Annotated in this window: 19 protein-coding genes; 2 read left to right on the top strand and 17 right to left on the bottom strand. The window is 46.1% G+C overall.

Going from position 1 to position 18,263, the window contains the following annotated elements:
• Positions 1–5: 5 nt before the first annotated feature.
• From M1K58_RS18220 to M1K58_RS18200, 5 genes are all read right to left on the bottom strand, one after another.
• A complete protein-coding gene (locus tag M1K58_RS18220; protein ID WP_256760261.1) occupies positions 6–272 on the bottom strand; it encodes a YggT family protein in 267 nt (88 codons plus the stop codon).
• A gap of 7 nt (positions 273–279) precedes the next feature.
• Entirely contained in the window at positions 280–738 is a 459-nt protein-coding gene (locus tag M1K58_RS18215; protein ID WP_256760260.1) for a cell division protein SepF, read from the bottom strand.
• 2 nt (positions 739–740) lie between these two features.
• Positions 741–1,439 carry a YggS family pyridoxal phosphate-dependent enzyme gene (locus M1K58_RS18210; protein ID WP_256760259.1) on the bottom strand — a complete coding sequence of 233 codons (699 nt, stop codon included), beginning with the start codon at positions 1,437–1,439 and terminating at the stop codon, positions 741–743.
• A 7-nt stretch (positions 1,440–1,446) separates the two neighbouring features.
• Positions 1,447–2,277 carry a peptidoglycan editing factor PgeF gene (gene pgeF / locus M1K58_RS18205; protein WP_256760258.1) on the bottom strand — a complete coding sequence of 277 codons (831 nt, stop codon included), beginning with the start codon at positions 2,275–2,277 and terminating at the stop codon, positions 1,447–1,449.
• A gap of 68 nt (positions 2,278–2,345) precedes the next feature.
• The gene (locus tag M1K58_RS18200) at positions 2,346–2,624 is read right to left on the bottom strand and encodes a YlmC/YmxH family sporulation protein (protein ID WP_256760257.1); all 279 of its coding nucleotides are present in this window, start codon (positions 2,622–2,624) and stop codon (positions 2,346–2,348) included.
• Between the two features lie 452 nt (positions 2,625–3,076).
• On the opposite strand from M1K58_RS18200, the gene M1K58_RS18195 reads away from it, so the two are divergent.
• Together M1K58_RS18195 and M1K58_RS18190 are read left to right on the top strand one after the other, a co-directional pair.
• Positions 3,077–4,000, top strand: coding sequence for a transposase (locus M1K58_RS18195; RefSeq protein WP_256760256.1), 924 nt, complete (start codon positions 3,077–3,079; stop codon positions 3,998–4,000).
• 70 nt (positions 4,001–4,070) lie between these two features.
• Positions 4,071–4,274, top strand: a complete 204-nt coding sequence (locus tag M1K58_RS18190) for a hypothetical protein (protein ID WP_256760255.1) — start codon at positions 4,071–4,073, stop codon at positions 4,272–4,274.
• 543 nt (positions 4,275–4,817) lie between these two features.
• Here the strand turns inward: M1K58_RS18190 and sigG are convergent.
• From sigG to mraY, 12 genes are all read right to left on the bottom strand, one after another.
• Entirely contained in the window at positions 4,818–5,600 is a 783-nt protein-coding gene (gene sigG / locus M1K58_RS18185) for an RNA polymerase sporulation sigma factor SigG (RefSeq protein WP_256760254.1), read from the bottom strand.
• Positions 5,601–5,724: 124 nt separating this feature from the next.
• Positions 5,725–6,447 (bottom strand): RNA polymerase sporulation sigma factor SigE, encoded by a 723-nt coding sequence (gene sigE / locus M1K58_RS18180; RefSeq protein ID WP_256760253.1) that lies wholly within the window; start codon positions 6,445–6,447, stop codon positions 5,725–5,727.
• A gap of 16 nt (positions 6,448–6,463) precedes the next feature.
• A complete protein-coding gene (locus M1K58_RS18175; protein ID WP_256760252.1) occupies positions 6,464–7,507 on the bottom strand; it encodes a sigma-E processing peptidase SpoIIGA in 1,044 nt (347 codons plus the stop codon).
• A gap of 214 nt (positions 7,508–7,721) precedes the next feature.
• Positions 7,722–8,867 (bottom strand): cell division protein FtsZ, encoded by a 1,146-nt coding sequence (ftsZ, locus tag M1K58_RS18170; RefSeq protein WP_256760251.1) that lies wholly within the window; start codon positions 8,865–8,867, stop codon positions 7,722–7,724.
• 53 nt (positions 8,868–8,920) lie between these two features.
• The gene (ftsA, locus tag M1K58_RS18165) at positions 8,921–10,168 is read right to left on the bottom strand and encodes a cell division protein FtsA (protein WP_256760250.1); all 1,248 of its coding nucleotides are present in this window, start codon (positions 10,166–10,168) and stop codon (positions 8,921–8,923) included.
• A 198-nt stretch (positions 10,169–10,366) separates the two neighbouring features.
• A complete protein-coding gene (locus tag M1K58_RS18160) occupies positions 10,367–11,152 on the bottom strand; it encodes a cell division protein FtsQ/DivIB (RefSeq protein WP_256760249.1) in 786 nt (261 codons plus the stop codon).
• 79 nt (positions 11,153–11,231) lie between these two features.
• The gene (murA, locus tag M1K58_RS18155) at positions 11,232–12,506 is read right to left on the bottom strand and encodes a UDP-N-acetylglucosamine 1-carboxyvinyltransferase (RefSeq protein ID WP_256760248.1); all 1,275 of its coding nucleotides are present in this window, start codon (positions 12,504–12,506) and stop codon (positions 11,232–11,234) included.
• Positions 12,507–12,522: 16 nt separating this feature from the next.
• Complete coding sequence (gene murB / locus M1K58_RS18150; protein ID WP_256760247.1) at positions 12,523–13,428, bottom strand: UDP-N-acetylmuramate dehydrogenase; 906 nt, start codon at positions 13,426–13,428, stop codon at positions 12,523–12,525.
• Positions 13,429–13,580: 152 nt separating this feature from the next.
• Positions 13,581–14,690 (bottom strand): undecaprenyldiphospho-muramoylpentapeptide beta-N-acetylglucosaminyltransferase, encoded by a 1,110-nt coding sequence (murG, locus tag M1K58_RS18145; RefSeq protein WP_256760246.1) that lies wholly within the window; start codon positions 14,688–14,690, stop codon positions 13,581–13,583.
• Between the two features lie 5 nt (positions 14,691–14,695).
• Positions 14,696–15,793, bottom strand: coding sequence for a stage V sporulation protein E (gene spoVE, locus M1K58_RS18140; protein ID WP_256760245.1), 1,098 nt, complete (start codon positions 15,791–15,793; stop codon positions 14,696–14,698).
• Positions 15,794–15,838: 45 nt separating this feature from the next.
• Positions 15,839–17,272: a UDP-N-acetylmuramoyl-L-alanine--D-glutamate ligase gene (murD, locus tag M1K58_RS18135; protein WP_256760244.1), complete on the bottom strand. Its 1,434-nt coding sequence runs from the start codon at positions 17,270–17,272 to the stop codon at positions 15,839–15,841.
• A gap of 25 nt (positions 17,273–17,297) precedes the next feature.
• A complete protein-coding gene (gene mraY, locus M1K58_RS18130; RefSeq protein WP_256760243.1) occupies positions 17,298–18,260 on the bottom strand; it encodes a phospho-N-acetylmuramoyl-pentapeptide-transferase in 963 nt (320 codons plus the stop codon).
• Positions 18,261–18,263: the final 3 nt, after the last annotated feature.

Below are 18,263 nucleotides of genomic sequence, written 5' to 3'. Positions count from 1 at the left end.
GTATCTTAAATAAATATATCTAACACTGCAATTAGCCCTTGAGCTAGGAAGCCCAAAGCAAAAAATGCAACGATAGGCGAAATGTCAATCATTCCACCGATAGGAGGGATTAAGCGACGAAATGGTTTTAAATAAGGCTCAACAACCTTGCCTAATAATTCTCCTACGAAGCTTTCGCGCACTGAAGGCAACCAGGACATAAGTACATAAATAATAATCATATAGCGGTAAATGTTATACAGTATCCATATATATTTTTCTATTTGATCCAACCTGATGTCACCTCATTTTGGGGTAGTCAGCAGCAGCTTCTTCAGACAACATCTCTGTAATCGTTCCCGATACTTCCACCGAATCCGGTGTGCAGAGGAAAATATCTGGTCCAACCTTAGAGATATGACCTCCAAGCGCATAAACGGTGCCACTTAAGAAATCAACGATACGAATCGCTTGATCTCTTCTTACACGCTGTAAATTAACGACGACAGATTTGCGAGTCTTCAATTGGTCCGCGATTTCCTGTGCCTCGTCATAAGAGCGAGGTTCCGTAAGTACGACTCGAGCGTTTTTCTGAGAATGAATGCTTACGACATTGTTCTTACTTGATTGTTTACGTGGTTCAAAGGATGGGGTTTCAATTTCTTGCTCATCGGCCTCTAGCATACGATCACGTTCTACCTCTTGCTCATGCTCCTCTTGCAAGCCCAAATAATTCAGAAATTTATTCATAACACCCATTATTATCCCTCCTCCATCTCTTCTTTCCCTACCAACACCGTTCCCAAACGCACACGTGTAGCGCCTTCTTCAACAGCTACCTCGAAATCATTCGACATTCCCATTGAAAGCTCCATTAGTGGTTCATTCAAAATAGACAACTGATTTAGCTCATCCCTGAGTTGTCGAAGCGCACGGAAGATGGGCCTTGTCTCCTCGGGCTCACTCTCGTAAGGGGCCATCGTCATCAAACCAATCGGTCTTATCCTGTCGTATCTAAGGAGTTCGACGAGGAAGGGTGCGACTTCCTCAGGAGCTAGACCGTGCTTCGATTGTTCACCGGACACATTTACTTGTAAAAAACAAGGAACCTTGATATCCAGTACCTGTGCGCGATTGTGAATGGCTTCTGCCAAGGATAGGCGGTCTAAAGAGTGGATATAATCGAATTTCCCGATAACATCCTTTACTTTGTTTGTTTGAAGAGAGCCTATGTAGTGAAAAGTAGCTTGTCCCTTCAAAGCGTCCCATTTAGCTTTGGCATTCGGCCAGCGATTTTCCCCGATATGCGTTACGCCTTCTTGTACGACTGCTTCTGCGGTACCTACTGACACGTACTTGGTGACAGCAATAATCTGTACGTCTTCACGAAGTCTGCCACTTCTTAAGCACGCTTGCTCTAGCTGATTTTCCACGTCTCGTATACGGCTTTGCAATGTCACGAAACGATCACCTCGATTTCCTTCCCAGCCAACTCATCATCCGTCCCGTTATCCCATTTTCTTTCCGATGGGAAAACAACAGGTCCGAACGACAGCTTGTACACCATGAAGACATTTCGATGCGGCTCGGCAAAATTCCTGCTTTTATCATAAGTTGTCGGTTTAAATGTTTCAAGTCAAGATATGCATGACTTTCCTTTGATGTTGGTTTAATGACACTTGTCTCATCTATTAAATCATTACCATCTCTTAACGAATCTAATAACGGGTGAACGTGCCGAAGTACATTTTGATCTACTTCATAACAGCAGCTCCCGATAGAAGGCCCTATGGCTGCAAGTAAATTTTCTGATTTGACTCCGAATGTTGCACACATTTTCTCAACTGTTTTAACAGCAATTTCGAAGACAGTACCCTTCCATCCCGCATGTGCAAGCCCCATACTTCCAGTCACAGGATCATAAAAATATAATGGCACGCAATCAGCAAAATACATCGCAAGTAACACGTCGGATTCATTTGTAATGAGTGCATCCGTATTCTGAATTGCACTTTCGCGATCCGATCGACCACTGCCCACATCTTCTGAAGTGACCACGTGTACTTGATTTCCGTGCACCTGCTCTGCACAAGTAAAAGCTTCAACTTTCCAATCTAACTGATTCATAACCCTTGAGCGGCGATCTACAACTTTAATCGGGTCATCTCCCACGTGGAGTGCAGTGTTCATGGCATGTCTAGTCGTAAAGCCGGCTGTTACTCCGTCTAAGTCGCACCATGACTGCAACATCAACAACGATGACTCCTCGTTTTCCTCGCGTAATTGAAACGGTTCCAACAAATTACACCTCCAACAACAGTTTACCATAGCTCCCCTGCAATCGGAAGAAACGCGCCTTTGGCGCGCTACCTTCCAGAATGCTGCTCTCCATCTTCAAGCCTGTATATCTTTGCATCGTCCAATCGCACGAGCACGACATCCGTACCAATTTTCACAATATTTTTCCATGGGATGATGACATCGTTACCCCCGCCAAACATGCCAAACAAGCGTGTAGACGTTGGTACAACAATCGAATCTATTCGTCCTTGACGTAAATCCAGTTCCAGATCGCTAACCTGCCCAAGTTTTTTTCCATCCACTATATTGATTACGTCCTTCGTTTGAAAATCGGAAATTTTCAAATTCCTCGCCCCCAGTCAGTCGACAGGACATTTGTACCCTAATATTAAATATATGAGCCAGTCTGGAAAAATGTACGGCATAAGATGCATAAGGAACAATATATTCGTGGACTCCTATTTCCACTATCCCCCTCGCTCAGTTTCCTTTTTACAATTCTCTCCCCCCAATTTGCTTATATCCATTATCCCCCTCGCTCAGTTTCGGAATTGATTCATATTTCTTTATGCCTTTTATCCCCTTCACTCAGTTTGAAATATGAATCCTCTTTCTGCCTACCCTTAGGTCCATTATCCCCACACTCAGTAGTCCAAAGTGAATTTCGATCTACTCATACTTCCCACCACCCACCTATTGAAAAAAAACAAATATTTCTTCAAAACTTCTTGTGAAATTATAATATTTCCAGTAATATAAAAGAGAACAAACGTTCCTATTTAGGTGGTGAATTGAAGTGGACGAAACCTTAACCTACGATCTTTTCTGCCAAAAGTTTAACAATGAAGAAACCTGCATTAACGCTTTGTTCTCCGCTCGATGGCCAAATGGATTTAGTTGTCCTTGCTGCAATCACCCCTATTTTTATTTGATACGCTCTCGCAAATTACCCTTATTTGAGTGTACATCTTGTCATGTCCAAACTTCACTTATTTCGGGTACAGTTATGGAAGGCAGTCGAACACCTTTAAAACTTTGGTTTCAAGCATTTTTTCTTCACTCTACACCACAGGGCATTAGCGCTACTCGATTGGCCTCCATTATAGGCACGACCTACAAAACCGCCTGGCTCATCTGTCATAAAATTCGTCATGCCATGTCTTACACAGACTCTAAAGAAATGCTCTCTGGTCTAGTACGGGTTAACTGGGGGGTCTACGGACGACCTTATAATCCGACGATTTACCGTCATCCTCAAGAACAGCCCTTACTCGCTGGTGGCTCCTTTGATAACAGCAATCAAATTACACATCTCAAAATCAAACAAGTCCCAGATGAACACCTCGTTTATGATCGTATTACCCCTTCCGGAGGTCTCTCCTTTGTTTCACAACACGTCGATCCTGCCGTCAGTGACATTTCAGTTGTAATTCAGAAATTTAGTCGTAATCGAGAATGGTCTCTTATTCGAAGCTGTGCCATTGCTTCTGAATGGATCAACACTATTTTTAACGGTATTGGTTCAAAGCATTTGCAATCTTATCTTGATCAGTATTGCTTCACTTTCAATGCGGTAAAACGTAACTCTAACACCTATGAAACACTTGTACTTCTATGTGCAACATCCCCAACTATTAAATATCCCACACTAATTAGTCGTGTAGATAATTCCGCTATACATAAGCGAAACTATATCGGACTTTTGAACACAGCTGGCTGACCTAACTATTCCTTTAATTTACAAACCATATTCAAAACTCATGCACTCAGACTTCGTAAAAAGAAAAAATTTGATCACGATTCAATTTGTGGTTCTGCTTGTGGGTTCTACTCTTGTGGGTTCTACTCTTGTGGGTTCTGCTCTTGTGGGTTCTGCTCTTGTGGGTTCTGCTCTTGTGGGTTCTGCTCTTGTGGGTTCTGCTCTTGTGGGTTCTGCTCTTGTGGGTTCTGCTCCTGTGGGTTCTGATTTTGTGGGTTCTGATTGTGGGTTCTGATTGTGGGTTCTGCTTGGTTCTGACTACAGGTTCAGCTCGTGGTTCACTTAGTTCTACTTGCGGGTCCTGATGCACTTAAGTGAAACTTCGGGCTCTACTTCATGAGCTGCTTTTGTTTGAGCTCATGGGTATGCTACTTGATACTATTTTGCTTGCGAGTACTGCTTACTGGTCTTTAGCTTTGAGTTGCCCTGGGTACTCCTTGTTTTTCTTCTCGGGGCTCTCGGGGCTCTCGGGGCTCTCGGGGCTCTCGGGGCTCTCGGGGCTCTCGGGGCTCTCGGGGCTCTCGGGGCTCTCGGGGCTCTCGGGGCTCTCGGGGCTCTCGGGGTTCTCGCTTATAACTGAGAGAAGGGGATAATGGCTATAGAGGTTACTGAGGGGACATCACCAAAAAGCTCCGGTACCAGGTAATTGGTAAATAATTGTAAATTTATTTTTTCAAATAGAATGAAACAAATTAGTGGAATAAGCTTCTCGGTGCAGTAAAAAAGTAAAAAGAAGAAGAGGATGGAGTCACCTCCATCCTCTTCACATACTTGTAGCTTAAGTTTTAACATGCTTTTGCATTTGTTGAATAGCTGATTTCTCCAAACGAGAAACCTGGGCTTGTGAAATACCGATCTCATCGGCGACTTCCATTTGGGTTTTCCCTTCGAAGAACCGCATGGAAAGGATCATTTTTTCACGATCATTTAGCTTCCTCATCGCTTCGCGAAGAGCGATCTCTTCAATCCACTGAGCGTCTTTGTTACGCTCGTCGCTAATCTGATCCATGACGAAGATAGGATCACCACCATCATGATAGATCGGCTCAAAGAGGGAAACTGGATCCTGAATCGCATCTAATGCAAACACAATATCTTCCTTCGGTACGTTCAGAACCTGAGAAATTTCCAATATCGTTGGTTCTCTGGAATGTTGATTCGTTAATTGGTCTCTTACTTGTAACGCTTTATAAGCGATATCACGCAAGCTCCGGGATACACGAATCGGATTGTTGTCCCTCAGGTAACGACGAATTTCTCCGATGATCATCGGTACTGCATAGGTTGAAAATCGAACATTCTGGCTTAAATCAAAGTTATCGATTGCTTTCATCAATCCAATACAACCGACCTGAAAGAGATCATCGACAAATTCTCCGCGGTTATTAAACCGCTGGATCACACTTAACACGAGACGTAAATTACCATTTACCAATTTCTCTCGGGCAGCGATCTCTCCTCGGGTTTGCAGAGCGAGAAAAAGTTCCCTCATTTCGGCATTGTTTAGAACGGGCAGCTTTGAGGTGTCCACTCCACAAATCTCCACTTTATTACGGGTCAAGGTGATTCCTCCCGGGGAGCAGCATTAATGTAAAGTATCTCCGCGAGGGGGTTTTTTATTCCGTTGTTTGAGACATATGCCAATTAAGAAAAATGTAAGAGTTGCTCGAATTTTCTCACAATTATTAAACCATTTTGTTAAATTCCTTACGTAATCGCTTAATAATCCTTTTTTCGAGCCTAGATATATACGATTGGGAAATTCCAAGCAAATCGGCGACATCCTTCTGAGTTTTTTCTTCTCCGTCTGCAAGCCCAAATCGCAGCTCCATTATAGTCCTTTCTCTTTCGCTTAGCTTGTCTAAGGCTTTATGCAACAATTTACGATCAACCTGTTCTTCAATGTTCCGGTATATCGTATCGTTCTCCGTACCCAGAACATCAGAGAGCAGAAGTTCATTTCCATCCCAATCGATATTTAGTGGCTCATCAAATGAAACTTCTGTACGTGTCTTACTATTTCGACGCAGGTACATAAGAATCTCGTTCTCAATACAGCGAGAAGCGTAAGTGGCTAGCTTTATTTTTTTTTCGGGATCAAACGTATTTACCGCTTTAATGAGACCAATCGCTCCGATAGACACAAGATCTTCAATATGAATACCTGTATTCTCGAATTTACGAGCGATATAAACGACTAACCGTAAGTTTCTCTCGATGAGCATGGCCCTAATTGCAGCGTCTCCCGTCGATAGCCGTCCAAGTAAGTATTCTTCTTCCTCGCGGCTAAGTGGCGGTGGTAGGGCCTCGCTTCCTCCTATGTAGTATACTTCTTCGTTCTTCCATCCGAACCAGAATAACAGGCGATAAAACGATAATTGCGACCTTAATTTCATTTTCACGAACATTTTTGCTAACCTCCTGTCACGCTGGTTGAGATGGAGCCGACGCTACGGGGTCGGCTTGAGCCATGTCCGGATGGACAATGGCACGGTAAGTTCCTTCGGATGACATAGTGCCTCCATCTAAACCAATAAGAACCCTGTTTACTTGAAGAGGGGGATGTCCTTCTTGAGACAACAAAACGACATCTGGTTTGACAGCTAACATTAGGCGAGTAGTTCCATTCACGGCACGGTAGGGAACGAGACGGAAACGATTCCCCCATGTGTATTCCTCTAAACATTGAACATCCATTTCGGAGATAAGCTGGTCCGCTGACTCACCCTTTAAACGATCACACCAGCCGAAGGGCAGCTCCTCTTTCCAAACGCTTGCCTCCATAATCATGACCGGGATCCGTGTCAACGGTTCGTACAACCGATTCCCGGTATCAAGAAGAGCACGTATAGCCCAACTACCGTCCCCAACTTTAATCTCAATGTCCCAAAACAACTGTTCTAGATCTTGCCGCTTTCGACGAGTTCCTTCAGTACTTCGGAATAACCAAATGGAAAGCAGGAACGTTGTAACAAATAATCCCAATTGCATGTGCCACTCTAAGAGCAGGCCACCGTCCGCAGTATATTTCATCCCACCCAAGGGTGAATCCACGGATTGTAGCAAATAGGATATTCCGATTACTCCGCCAAGCGTTGCAAAATTCACCACATAAAAGGCACCAAAGTTGCGTAAAAGCTGCAGCGGCCCTCCGTACCCGAATGACAGAAGCACCATAGCCAGAGAGATTAACACCTTAGCTCCAAAGGAATACAAGTAAGGAATATGAGCCAAGAACATTAAAGCGGCATATAGGGCCCCTAGAAAAGCAGCAGAAAATACTCTACTTCGGGATGGTCGGAGATGGCGTACTTTGGCTGTAGTGAGAAGCACCGCACCATCTACGGCAAGATTCGTAAAGAAGACTAGATCTACATATACAGTCATAGGCAGCCCCCATCCATCGTCGCCCGACAAGACCATCGGTGTGTAAGCCGGGATGGATGAACCCAGTATAATCGCTTTCATATTCGGTGTCTGTCTAATCTTGCCGACCCACTAAACCTTTTTTTGTCGACAAATAAAGTTACCTTCGACGTCTATCGGACGTCGCGGTAACTTTGCGGAGGTTATATAGAAATAGATAAACATGAAGCTTGTACATTATGTATAAATAAAAAAAAGCCCCGACCCCACAGATGTGGAATCGAAGCTCGGAACTACACGGATTAAACTTTGTATACTATCTGTCGCCACGAGGACGATTGCGCAAAAACGCAGGAATGTCTAATTGATCACCAGACAAGTTCTGATTGCCAAAGGGACGCAGGTTGCCCGCTGAGCTTTGACCAGGATTTTGACGTGACTCGCTAGTGTATGACGTTTCGGTTTGAGCTTGAACCACAGGTGGTGACACTGGACGGCGTGTGGGGCCTTTGTGTTCAAAACCAGTAGCAATAACCGTAACTTTAATCTCATCCTTCAAGTTTTCATCAATGCTCGCTCCGAAAATCATGTTCACTTCCGGATCGGACGCTGAGATAACGATCTCAGCTGCCTCGTTGACTTCGTAAAGAGACAAGTTCGAGCCGCCGGTAATGTTCATGATAACACCGCGAGCACCTTCAATAGAAGTTTCCAATAGCGGGCTCAATATCGCTTTTCGTGCGGCTTCCATTGCACGATTCTCGCCTGCTGCTTGTCCGATACCCATCAAAGCAGATCCGCGTTCCGACATAATTGTCTTCACATCCGCGAAATCTAGATTGATCAGTCCCGGAACCGCGATCAAATCGGTAATCCCTTGAACGGCTTGGCGTAATACGTTATCAGCCTCTCGGAATGCTTCCATCATAGGTGTTTTCTTATCTACGATCTCAAGCAACCTGTCATTAGGAATAACGATTAGCGTGTCTACTTTTTCCTTAAGGGCCTCAATGCCTAACTCTGCTTGTGCGGAGCGTTTACGACCTTCGAAGGTGAATGGTCGTGTAACAACCCCAACAGTCAAAGCACCGCATTCCTTAGCTAGCTCAGCGATAACGGGAGCAGCACCGGTACCAGTACCTCCGCCCATTCCCGCCGTTACGAACACCATATCCGCAGAACGAAGTGTATTCGTAATGAATTCACGAGATTCTTCAGCTGCCTTTTTGCCCACATCAGGGTTGGCACCTGCTCCGAGCCCACGGGTAAGCTTGTCCCCGATTTGTAGCTTTTGCTCAGATTTCGTTAAGTGCAAAGCTTGCGCATCTGTGTTAACAGTAATAAATTCGACACCTTTAACACCATTTTCAATCATACGGTTAACAGCGTTACTGCCGCCGCCACCGACACCAATGACTTTGATTTTCGCAAGTGGTTCCATTTCAAAATCAAACTCTAACATATTTTATTAACTCCTCCTTGCTTCGCTTGAATGGTTCTTTAATAAGCGGCGGCTTAAATAAATTCCTTAAACATGTTCTTGAACCATTCAACAATGCCAGGCTTAGGTGCCGTACTCGTGCTTCCGGCCGCTTTCGCTTTAGGGGCACGCTTGGTTCCAACTGCGCCGCGTGTTCGAACATATTTCGTTACATACTGAATCATGCCGACACCACTGCTGAAGGACGGATCTCTCACGCCGATATAATCCGGCACTGCGATTCTCACATTGGATTCTAATTCAATCTGTGCCAATGGAAGCACGCTTGGTAAAGAGACTGAACCGCCTGTTAGCACGTAGCCGTTTATTTTCTCATGATAGCCAAGTCGTTTAATTTCTTGGCGAATCATTTGGAAAATCTCCTGCATGCGGGGCTCAATAATGTTTGCTAGATCCAATTGAGAGAATTCCTTCTCCAAATTACTTCCGACTCGCATCACTTTAAACTTCTGATCCTCAGCAGCATCATCCGTACGGGCACAACCGTACTTCAGTTTGATTTTTTCCGCATGTTCCGTTTGGGTTTTGAGTCCGTAACAAATATCACTTGTCACATAATCTCCGCCGATAGGTAGAGTTGAAACAGCAGCGAGGCTTCCTCCCTCGAAAATAGCAAGAGTCGTTGAACCAGCACCAATATCTGCCAGAACGGTACCCATTTGCTTCTCATCTTTGGTTAAAGCCATCATACCTGATGCCAAAGACATCAAGATAAGACCAGAAATACGCAGACCTGCTTTCTCTACACATCTCATTAGGTTATGTACAGCTGCTTTAGTTCCTGTAATAATCGTGCATTCGACTTCGAGTCGAACACCTATCATGCCGCGTGGATCTTGAATATCCGCAAGTCCGTCAACTAAAAACTGCTTGGGAACAAGTCCAATGATTTCACGTTCAGGTGGTAAGGCAACCACTTTGGCCGCTTGCAAAACACGTTCAATATCTTCTTCGCCAATTTCCCGATCTTCATTGGAAACGGCGACAACTCCGTGATTACTTTGCAAAGCGATATGATTACCCGAAATCCCGACGTAAACCTCGCTAATTCCAATGCCTACCATGCGTTCTGCATGATCAACAGCATTGCGGATGGATTGCACGGTTTGGTCAATATCTACAATGGCGCCTTTGCGGATTCCATCGGAATCTGCAGATCCAACGCCAATGATGTTAATGGCCCCGTTGCTGATCTCCCCGATAATCACCCGGATTTTCGACGTTCCTATGTCCAGGCTGACGATGAGGTCATTATTACTCAACCGGTGGCACCTCCCGTAGATCGATGAAAGTGGCTGTGTACAAGGGATGCTTCCTCTACTTATTCCACATCCACGAGGTTTTCCCTCTTTTTTCTACAATTTTTTTAGTTGTTCAGTAATTGTTCAGTGAGGATTACATAGGCATACATAATTGTTAACCTAATTCACCCATAATTGAGATTCTAGCATTCTTTTTGCCTATTGAGTAGAGTCCTTTTCCTTAACTTTAACGGTATCTTCTTTTTCACCCTCAACAATTTCCGCTGAATAGGGCAAATATGTGTCTGCTTCTAACATAATAATCTTTCCCGGCTCCCGATTTTGCACGATATCACTAAGATAAGGAATTTTATCAGTCAGCTTCTCTATCGTTGTTACGACTTCAAACTTAGATCGGGTGAATATCTTAATCCGGTTAGGATAAGAGATGGAAGGATCAGGTTGAATTTCTGACAAGTCTGCTAAAAGATAACTAGGTAGACTATTCAACACAGTACAAAGAGCAATCAAATTCGTATCATCTGACTTCCATCCGGACAGAATTGGCTTATCTAATAAGTTACCCTCAACAATTGGCAAGGTCAAGCCATTAGATAGAACAGCAAATACTTTACCATCTGATGCGAGTTGCACAGCGACTTGCGGATATTCCTTCACTTCAACTTGCAGAACACCAGGAAAATTTTTAATCATCTTAACACTCTGAATCGGCTTTAAAGAATTCATCCTTTTTTGGAGTTTACTAATGCTCGGTACAAAGAAAGAATCCCCAGGAGAAACCCCCAGCGCTTGTATAACTTCCTCTTTGCTTAAAAATTCCGTGCCAGTCACTCGTATTTCCGAAATTTCAGACAAGGGGGACCGGAAAAATAAAACGATAAGAATGATAATTAAAAGAGCGATCACGAGTCTTAAAAGTTTTTTCCCGCGTCGAGTTCTTGGAACTCCTTCCTCGCGCTTTAATGCGGGAATTCGTTCGCTCATTATCCACCCTCCTTGTCCACCATTTAATATAAAAAACCCCGCAGCGGAAGAAGGCTTCTGCGGCGGGGGACCATCACCGTTAGCTGTAAACCTTGCTCTTGTGTACTTCACGGGTGATGTTTCCGCCAATCTGACGGAACATCTCTTCGATTCGATCATACCCACGATCGATATGGTGCACCTGCTCTACAACGGTACGGCCTTGCGCCGCCAAGCCCGCGATAACTAACGCGGCACCTGCTCGTAGATCGGTTGCCTCCACTGTCGTGCCATATAGCTGAGGTACTCCACGAATAAAAGCATTGTTCAGATCGACTCGAATATCGGCCCCCATGCGACAAAGTTCATCCACATGCTTGAATCTGCCTTCGAAAATCGTTTCCTTCATTACGCTTACACCGTCCGCTAACGCTAGTAACGTCATAACTTGAGCCTGCAAATCGGTAGGAAAGGCAGGATAAGGTGACGTAACAATTCGATCAACGGCAGTAGGTCGTTTGAAGGCGCCAACTCTCATTATATCATCGCCAACCTCAATTTGAACACCTGCCCGACGTAAGACATGAATGAGAGAGGTAAGATGCCCCGGTTTCGTATGCTCGAGTGTCACTTCACCCCGTGTAGCAGCAGCTGCAACCATAACTGTACCGGTAACAATCCGATCTGGGATGACCTCAAAATCGCATCCATATAGGGAGTCTACTCCGTCTATTGTTAGCGTATCTGTGCCTGCCCCTTTAACCTGAGCGCCCATTTGATTCAAAAATTGCTGTAAATCCTGTATTTCTGGTTCACGCGCTGCCCCAATAATCGTCGTTCGACCTTGGGCTAACACAGCGGCCATCATAATGTTTTCCGTAGCGCCGACACTCGGAAAATCCAAGCTAATTTCGGCTCCTTTGAGACGATGGGCAGAGCAGATAATTCTACTGCCCTTCTCTTCTATATTCGCACCAAGAGCCGCTAAACCACGCAAATGCAAGTCAATCTTTCTTTCACCGATGGCACATCCTCCAGGCTGATAGAGTTGCACTTCTCCGAAGCGTGCAAGAAGAGGCCCCATTAAAAATACCGAAGAACGCATTTTCCGCATTAACGTTTCTGGAATGTGAGAGGAAGTCGCAACTGCCGTATCGACCGTCACTACGTTATCATGGTGTTGGGCTTTACACCCAAGATCCTGCAAAATATCAAGCATGACTTCGATATCAAGCAGCCGTGGAACGTTGCGAATCGTCACTTTTCCATCTGCGAGTAAACTAGCGGCCAAAATCGGCAAAGCAGCATTTTTGGCTCCGTGGATACGAATGGTGCCCGAAAGCGGGTAGCCGCCTTCAATCACCAAATTGTCCAAGGGTTTCACCTCCGGGTTACCGCTCACCCAACAAGAGAACCTCCGGCACTAGTAAGATTCCATTGGTTTGTTCAATTGTGCGTTGAACTCGTTGTATGAGGGTGAGAACGTCCTCAGCCTTGGCACCACCGTGGTTAACGATAAAGTTAGCATGTAACATGGAAACTTCGGCAGCACCTTCACGTAGCCCCTTTAATCCAGCCGCCTCGATCAGCCTAGCCGCATGATCGTTAGGTGGATTGCGGAAAACACTACCCGCGCAAGCCATTTGAAGAGGTTGGGTACGACGCCGACGATCTTTGTAAGTGGCCATCGCCGCTGCAATCTCTTTACGGTCCCCGTTCGCCAAACGGAAAACCGCTCGAGTTACGATCCCCTGTCGTTCATGCAATATTGAATGACGATAGGAAAACTCCATCTCTTCTTTTCCAAGTACCGACTGACTACCGTCTGTCCAGATGATGTCCGCTGACTGTAAGATGCGTGAAATGTCCGAACCGTGAGCACCAGCGTTCATGTATACGGCACCGCCTACTGTTCCTGGAATTCCTCCCGCGAACTCCAAGCCGGTAAGCCCTTCTCTGCCCGACATGACCGACAGCTTGACGAACGAAAACGCTGCACCTACCGACACCGTCTCGCCATCAAATCGTGCATCGTCAAAACCGTCGCCTAGCTTGATGACAGCTCCACGAACCCCTTTGTCGGATACCAGGGTATTAGATCCCCGACCGAGAAGGCACCACGGTATACCATGGCTTAACAACAACTGCAAAGCTGCTGCGAGCTCGTCATCCGTTCCCGGGATTATCAATAGATCCGCAGGTCCGCCGATTTTCCAAGTCGTATGTTTGGTGAGTGGCTCATTAACCCGCACATCGCCAATTCCCGCTTGCTTGAGCTCTGCGACCAACTGCTGCATAGCGTTATCCTCCTAACAAGTCTTACAGGGCTGCACGTTGCCGTCGTTACCGTTGCCTCAGGTTCAGCAGTCACGATCACGCTGTATCTTATGACGACTGGGCGGGGGTGGTGACAAACGCCCATTAGCAAGCCTACTGAAAGACGAGAAATTTATGTTTTTCGTTGTAATCGAATGATCTGATCATATATGGTTGCAGCTGCCTTGGGCATGCCCAACTCGCGCGAGGATTGAACCATCAAGCTTCTTCTCGCGGGATCCCCCATAATCGAATGAATATGGCTGAATAGCAAATCCCCTGTCAAATCCCGTTCCAAAATCATCTCAGCAGCATTGACGTTCGCAAGACTTCTCGCGTTCGCCTCTTGATGATTATTCGTTACATTGGGCGATGGGATCAATATCGAGGGGATCCCCAGAGAAGTAACTTCCGCAAGAAAGGATGCCCCTGCACGTCCGATGAAGAGTGTCGCTGCAGCAAGTACTTCAGGCATATTATGAATGTATGGATACACATGCACGCGACTTGAAACGTCCGCATGATTGCGTTGTATGGTCTCTTTAGTATCTTTAAAAAATCTTTCACCCGTAACAAACACGAAATGAACGTTCGGCATTTTGTGCAGCTGAGGCACCATTTGGATAATGGCCTCATTAATCGCCCGAGCCCCCCCGCTTCCGCCCACAACGAGCACGAACGGAGTTTCAGGCTTCATGCCTAATGATGCAAAACCCTTGTTTCTATCTGCGAGAAGTACCCTTGTAGCACATGGATTTCCCGCAAATACAACATCTGAGCATTTATTAAAATGAGCCGCAGATTCTGCAAAGCTTACCGCTACCCCATCCACATACCTGCTTAAAAATTTATTGGTTAGCCCAGGTAGTACATTTTGCTCATGGATAAGCGTAGGAATGCCAAGTCGTGAAGCCGCGTAAACGACTGGACCGCATACATAACCGCCAGTGCCTACGACAACATCTGGTTTAAATTTTCTAAGTAACTGCTTGGAACGACGCACTCCTTGCACGAAACGAACAACTGTCTTCACGTTTTCCAATGACAGGGAACGACGGAATCCGGTAATCGTAACATCTTCGAACGCAATTCCTTGCTCCGGTACGATCCGACTTTCCATTCCACGGCTCGTTCCGATGTATAGTATAGACGATCCTGGTTGTCTTTCCGATACTTCGCGACCAATGGCCAATGCGGGGTAGATGTGTCCCCCCGTACCGCCTCCGGTTAATACGACTCGCATGAACGTCACCTCGAATATCGGGATAAATTAAGTAAAATGCCAAGCGCCGTCAGTAATAAGGTCAATGAGGAGCCCCCGTAGCTAACGAGTGGCAGCGTAACACCTGTAATAGGCAGTAAGCCGATAACAACCCCAATATTGATCAATACTTGAACAGCGAAAATACCGACAATCCCTGTAGCGAGCAAGCTGCCAAAGGGATCCGATAACGTTATAGCCGTTCTCATTCCACGCCATATGAGAAGTAAAAATAATAGAATCAACAAGGAGCCACCAATAAATCCGAGTTCCTCGGCAATAATCGAAAAAATAAAATCCGTTTGTGGCTCCGGCAAATAATTATATTTTTGACGGCTCATCCCTAGTCCTAGACCAACAAGACCACCTGGGCCAATCGCATAAAGAGACTGAATCGATTGGTAGCCCGCTCCTTGCGGATCTTGCCATGGATCAAGAAAGGCTGTTATTCGCTGTAGTCGATAGGGTGCTGCTGCTATGAGCCCTATTAATCCTACCACGCCTATCATCGCTAAGCCACCTAGATGAGTAAGCCTAGCTCCGGCAACGTAGATAGCGAGCAATGAGGCTCCAATCATAACCGTCCCTGTCCCCAGATCCGGCTGCAGCATAATAAGTGCAAATGCCGCTCCCATAATTCCGAGCGGCGGAAGTAATCCCTTGGTCAATTGAGTAATCTGATTTTGCCGCTCTGATAGCATCTTAGCCAAAAATAAAATCATGGCCAGCTTCATGAATTCTGAAGGCTGAACACCAAATGAGCCGATCCCTAACCAGCTTCGAGCCCCGCCACGCACGACCCCAAGCCCCGGAACTAGCACAATGATTAGCATTCCAAAGCAGATAAGTAGCGCCGGTACAGCCCACTTGCGCCAAAACGTATATTCCACATTCATCGTTACGAACATGGAGGCTATTCCGAGTACAGCAAACAGCAATTGTCTTTTTACATAGTAATACGAATCCCCATAATCATGAAAAGCAGCGACAGCGCTAGCGCTATACACCATCACTACACCTATGGCCAGAATGCCAAGAGTAGCAGCGATCATCCACACATCAGGAACGGAACGAGTTTTGGCCATGAACCGGACACCTCGCGGTTTGCAAAAGTGGGGACATGCCCCCTTCTACAACGTATGCGCCGATTGTTTAAAAATGCGACCCCTGACCTCATAGGATGGGAACATGTCCCAGCTTGCACATGCGGGCGACAGAAGAACGATGTCTCCTGGCTCAGCCATGGCGGCTGCTTCCTCTACGGCTCGGCGAAGCGTTAACTCGGCGTCCTCTTCAGGTTCGACGATTTTCACGCTTGTTAAACCAGATAGAGCCGCTACGCGTCCAATCTTCTCCCTTGTTTCACCGATTGCCGTCAAGCCCTTGAGTCTATCGCGAAAAACAGGCAGCAGCTCCATGTAATCAGAACCTCGATCCAATCCTCCAGCGATGAGAATAAGCGGGGACGGCAAAGATAAAATCGACATCGTTGTCGCCATCGCATTCGTAGCCTTAGAATCGTTGTAAAATTTCACTCCGTTGAACGTTCCGACAAATTCCAAACGATGCTCAACGCCGCGGAAATCCCGCAACGGCTCCACAAGCGACTCCGGCTCTGCACCGGCAACTAGGGCAATCGCTATTGCTGCTAGAGCGTTCGCGGTATTATGACGACCAGGAATGCCTAGCTCATCGACGCGAATAATACGTTGCTCCAAGCCATCCTGGCCCCGGTGTACAATCCATCTCTCCAGCTCAACCTCGTTATCACCGGGTTTAACGGTAGGATATGGAGGATCTACCATGACACCTTCTGATAATTTTCGCGTAACGGAGAAAGGAAATAACCGTCCCTTAAACTGCTCGGCCAATCGACAGCATGTTTCGTCATCCTTATTGTAAATAGCTACATCATCTAAGGTTTGATTAGCAAATAATTTCGCCTTTGAATTGACATAATCCTCCATGGAGCCATGATAATCCAAATGCGTCTCCGCCACGTTAAGTAAGCACGCGATACGTGGACGGAATTCGGACGTCCCTTTCAACTGGAAGCTGCTAAGTTCTGCAACAAGCCAGCCATCTGCAGCGACTTCAAGAGCCGCTTCGCTGAGAGGCCGGCCAATGTTGCCCGCAATAAGCGGTTTAAGCCCTGCTGCTTCAAGCAGCACACCTGTCAACGTCGTCGTAGTCGTCTTTCCATTAGAGCCCGTAATACCCACCAGAGGAGCCGGAGAAAGGTGTCCCGCAACTTCCACCTCACTTACGACCTCAACGCCAAGTAACTGCGCTGCGACGATTGGAGGAGCTGTATACGGGATCCCTGGGTTTTTAACTAACAACGCCGTATTTTTCGTTACGAGCTCGTCTGGATGATGTCCACACACAACAGAAATGCCCAAAGCCGTTAATTCATCGGCTTCAGGGCACTGATCTCGCTCTTTTTTGTCGTTGACGATTACGTCCGCTCCGACACTGTGAAACAGTTTAGCAGCGGCAACGCCGCTTCTTGCCAAACCAAGAACGACGACATGTCGTCCCCGGTAGGATGTAAGTTGCATCATCTCGTAATAGCCCCTTTAACTCGCTTTAGCCTACCTTATACAACAATAAACCCGCTCCGGCAAGGAGCAAACCAACGAACCAGAAAGTCGTAACCACTCTCCACTCCGACCAGCCTGAAAGTTCAAAGTGATGATGAATCGGACTCATCTTGAATACCCGCTTGCCTCGTAGCTTAAACGAAGCTACCTGGATGATTACGGATAACATTTCAAGTACGAATACACCGCCGATAACGACAAGAAGCAGCTCTGTTTTCGTAAGAATCGCAACAGCAGCTATCCCACCACCGAGACCGAGCGAGCCCGTGTCTCCCATAAATATTTTTGCTGGATGAGCATTGTAGACAAGAAAACCGAGTACTGCACCAACAACAGCTGCGCTAAATACGGCCGACTGTGGCTGCGTTGCTTCCAATGCAATGATGGCAAACGCACCAAATGCCAAAGCGCTTGTCCCTGATAACAGCCCATCGAGCCCATCGGTAAAATTAACAGCATTCGTCGAGCCAAGGAACATAATCACGACGAGTAAGTAGTAAGCCCATCCTAAATCGACAGACCAATCCGTACCTGGCACGCCTACAATTGTACTATGGTCCATTTGGTATAAAATAAAACAAAAAATAGCGGAAAACAAGAGCTGCCCAAACAATTTCTGCTTTGCAGTTAGCCCAAGCGAACGTTTGAAAACAATTTTAATATAATCATCCAAAAACCCAACAAGTCCAAAACCAAGACAAGCAGTAAGTAGAGCCCAATATTCCAATCCTTGATCGGCAAATTTCATAAAAGAGAGCAGCAACGCGGCCAAAATAATAATTCCGCCCATCGTTGGCGTGCCAGTTTTCTTAAGATGAGACTCAGGTCCATCCGTCCGTACCTGCTGACCGAATTTAAGCCTACGCAGAAGGGGAATGAACAACGGGCCGAAAAGAACTGAAAGTACAAAGGATACGCCTAGCGTCCAGAAAATTGATGTATAGTCCATTCC

Source organism: Cohnella sp. WQ 127256, from assembly GCF_024519285.1.
Classification (GTDB): Bacteria; Bacillota; Bacilli; order Paenibacillales; family Paenibacillaceae; genus Cohnella.
The sequence above is the reverse complement of the archived record's forward strand: the minus strand, read 5'-3'. Positions and strand labels throughout refer to the sequence as shown.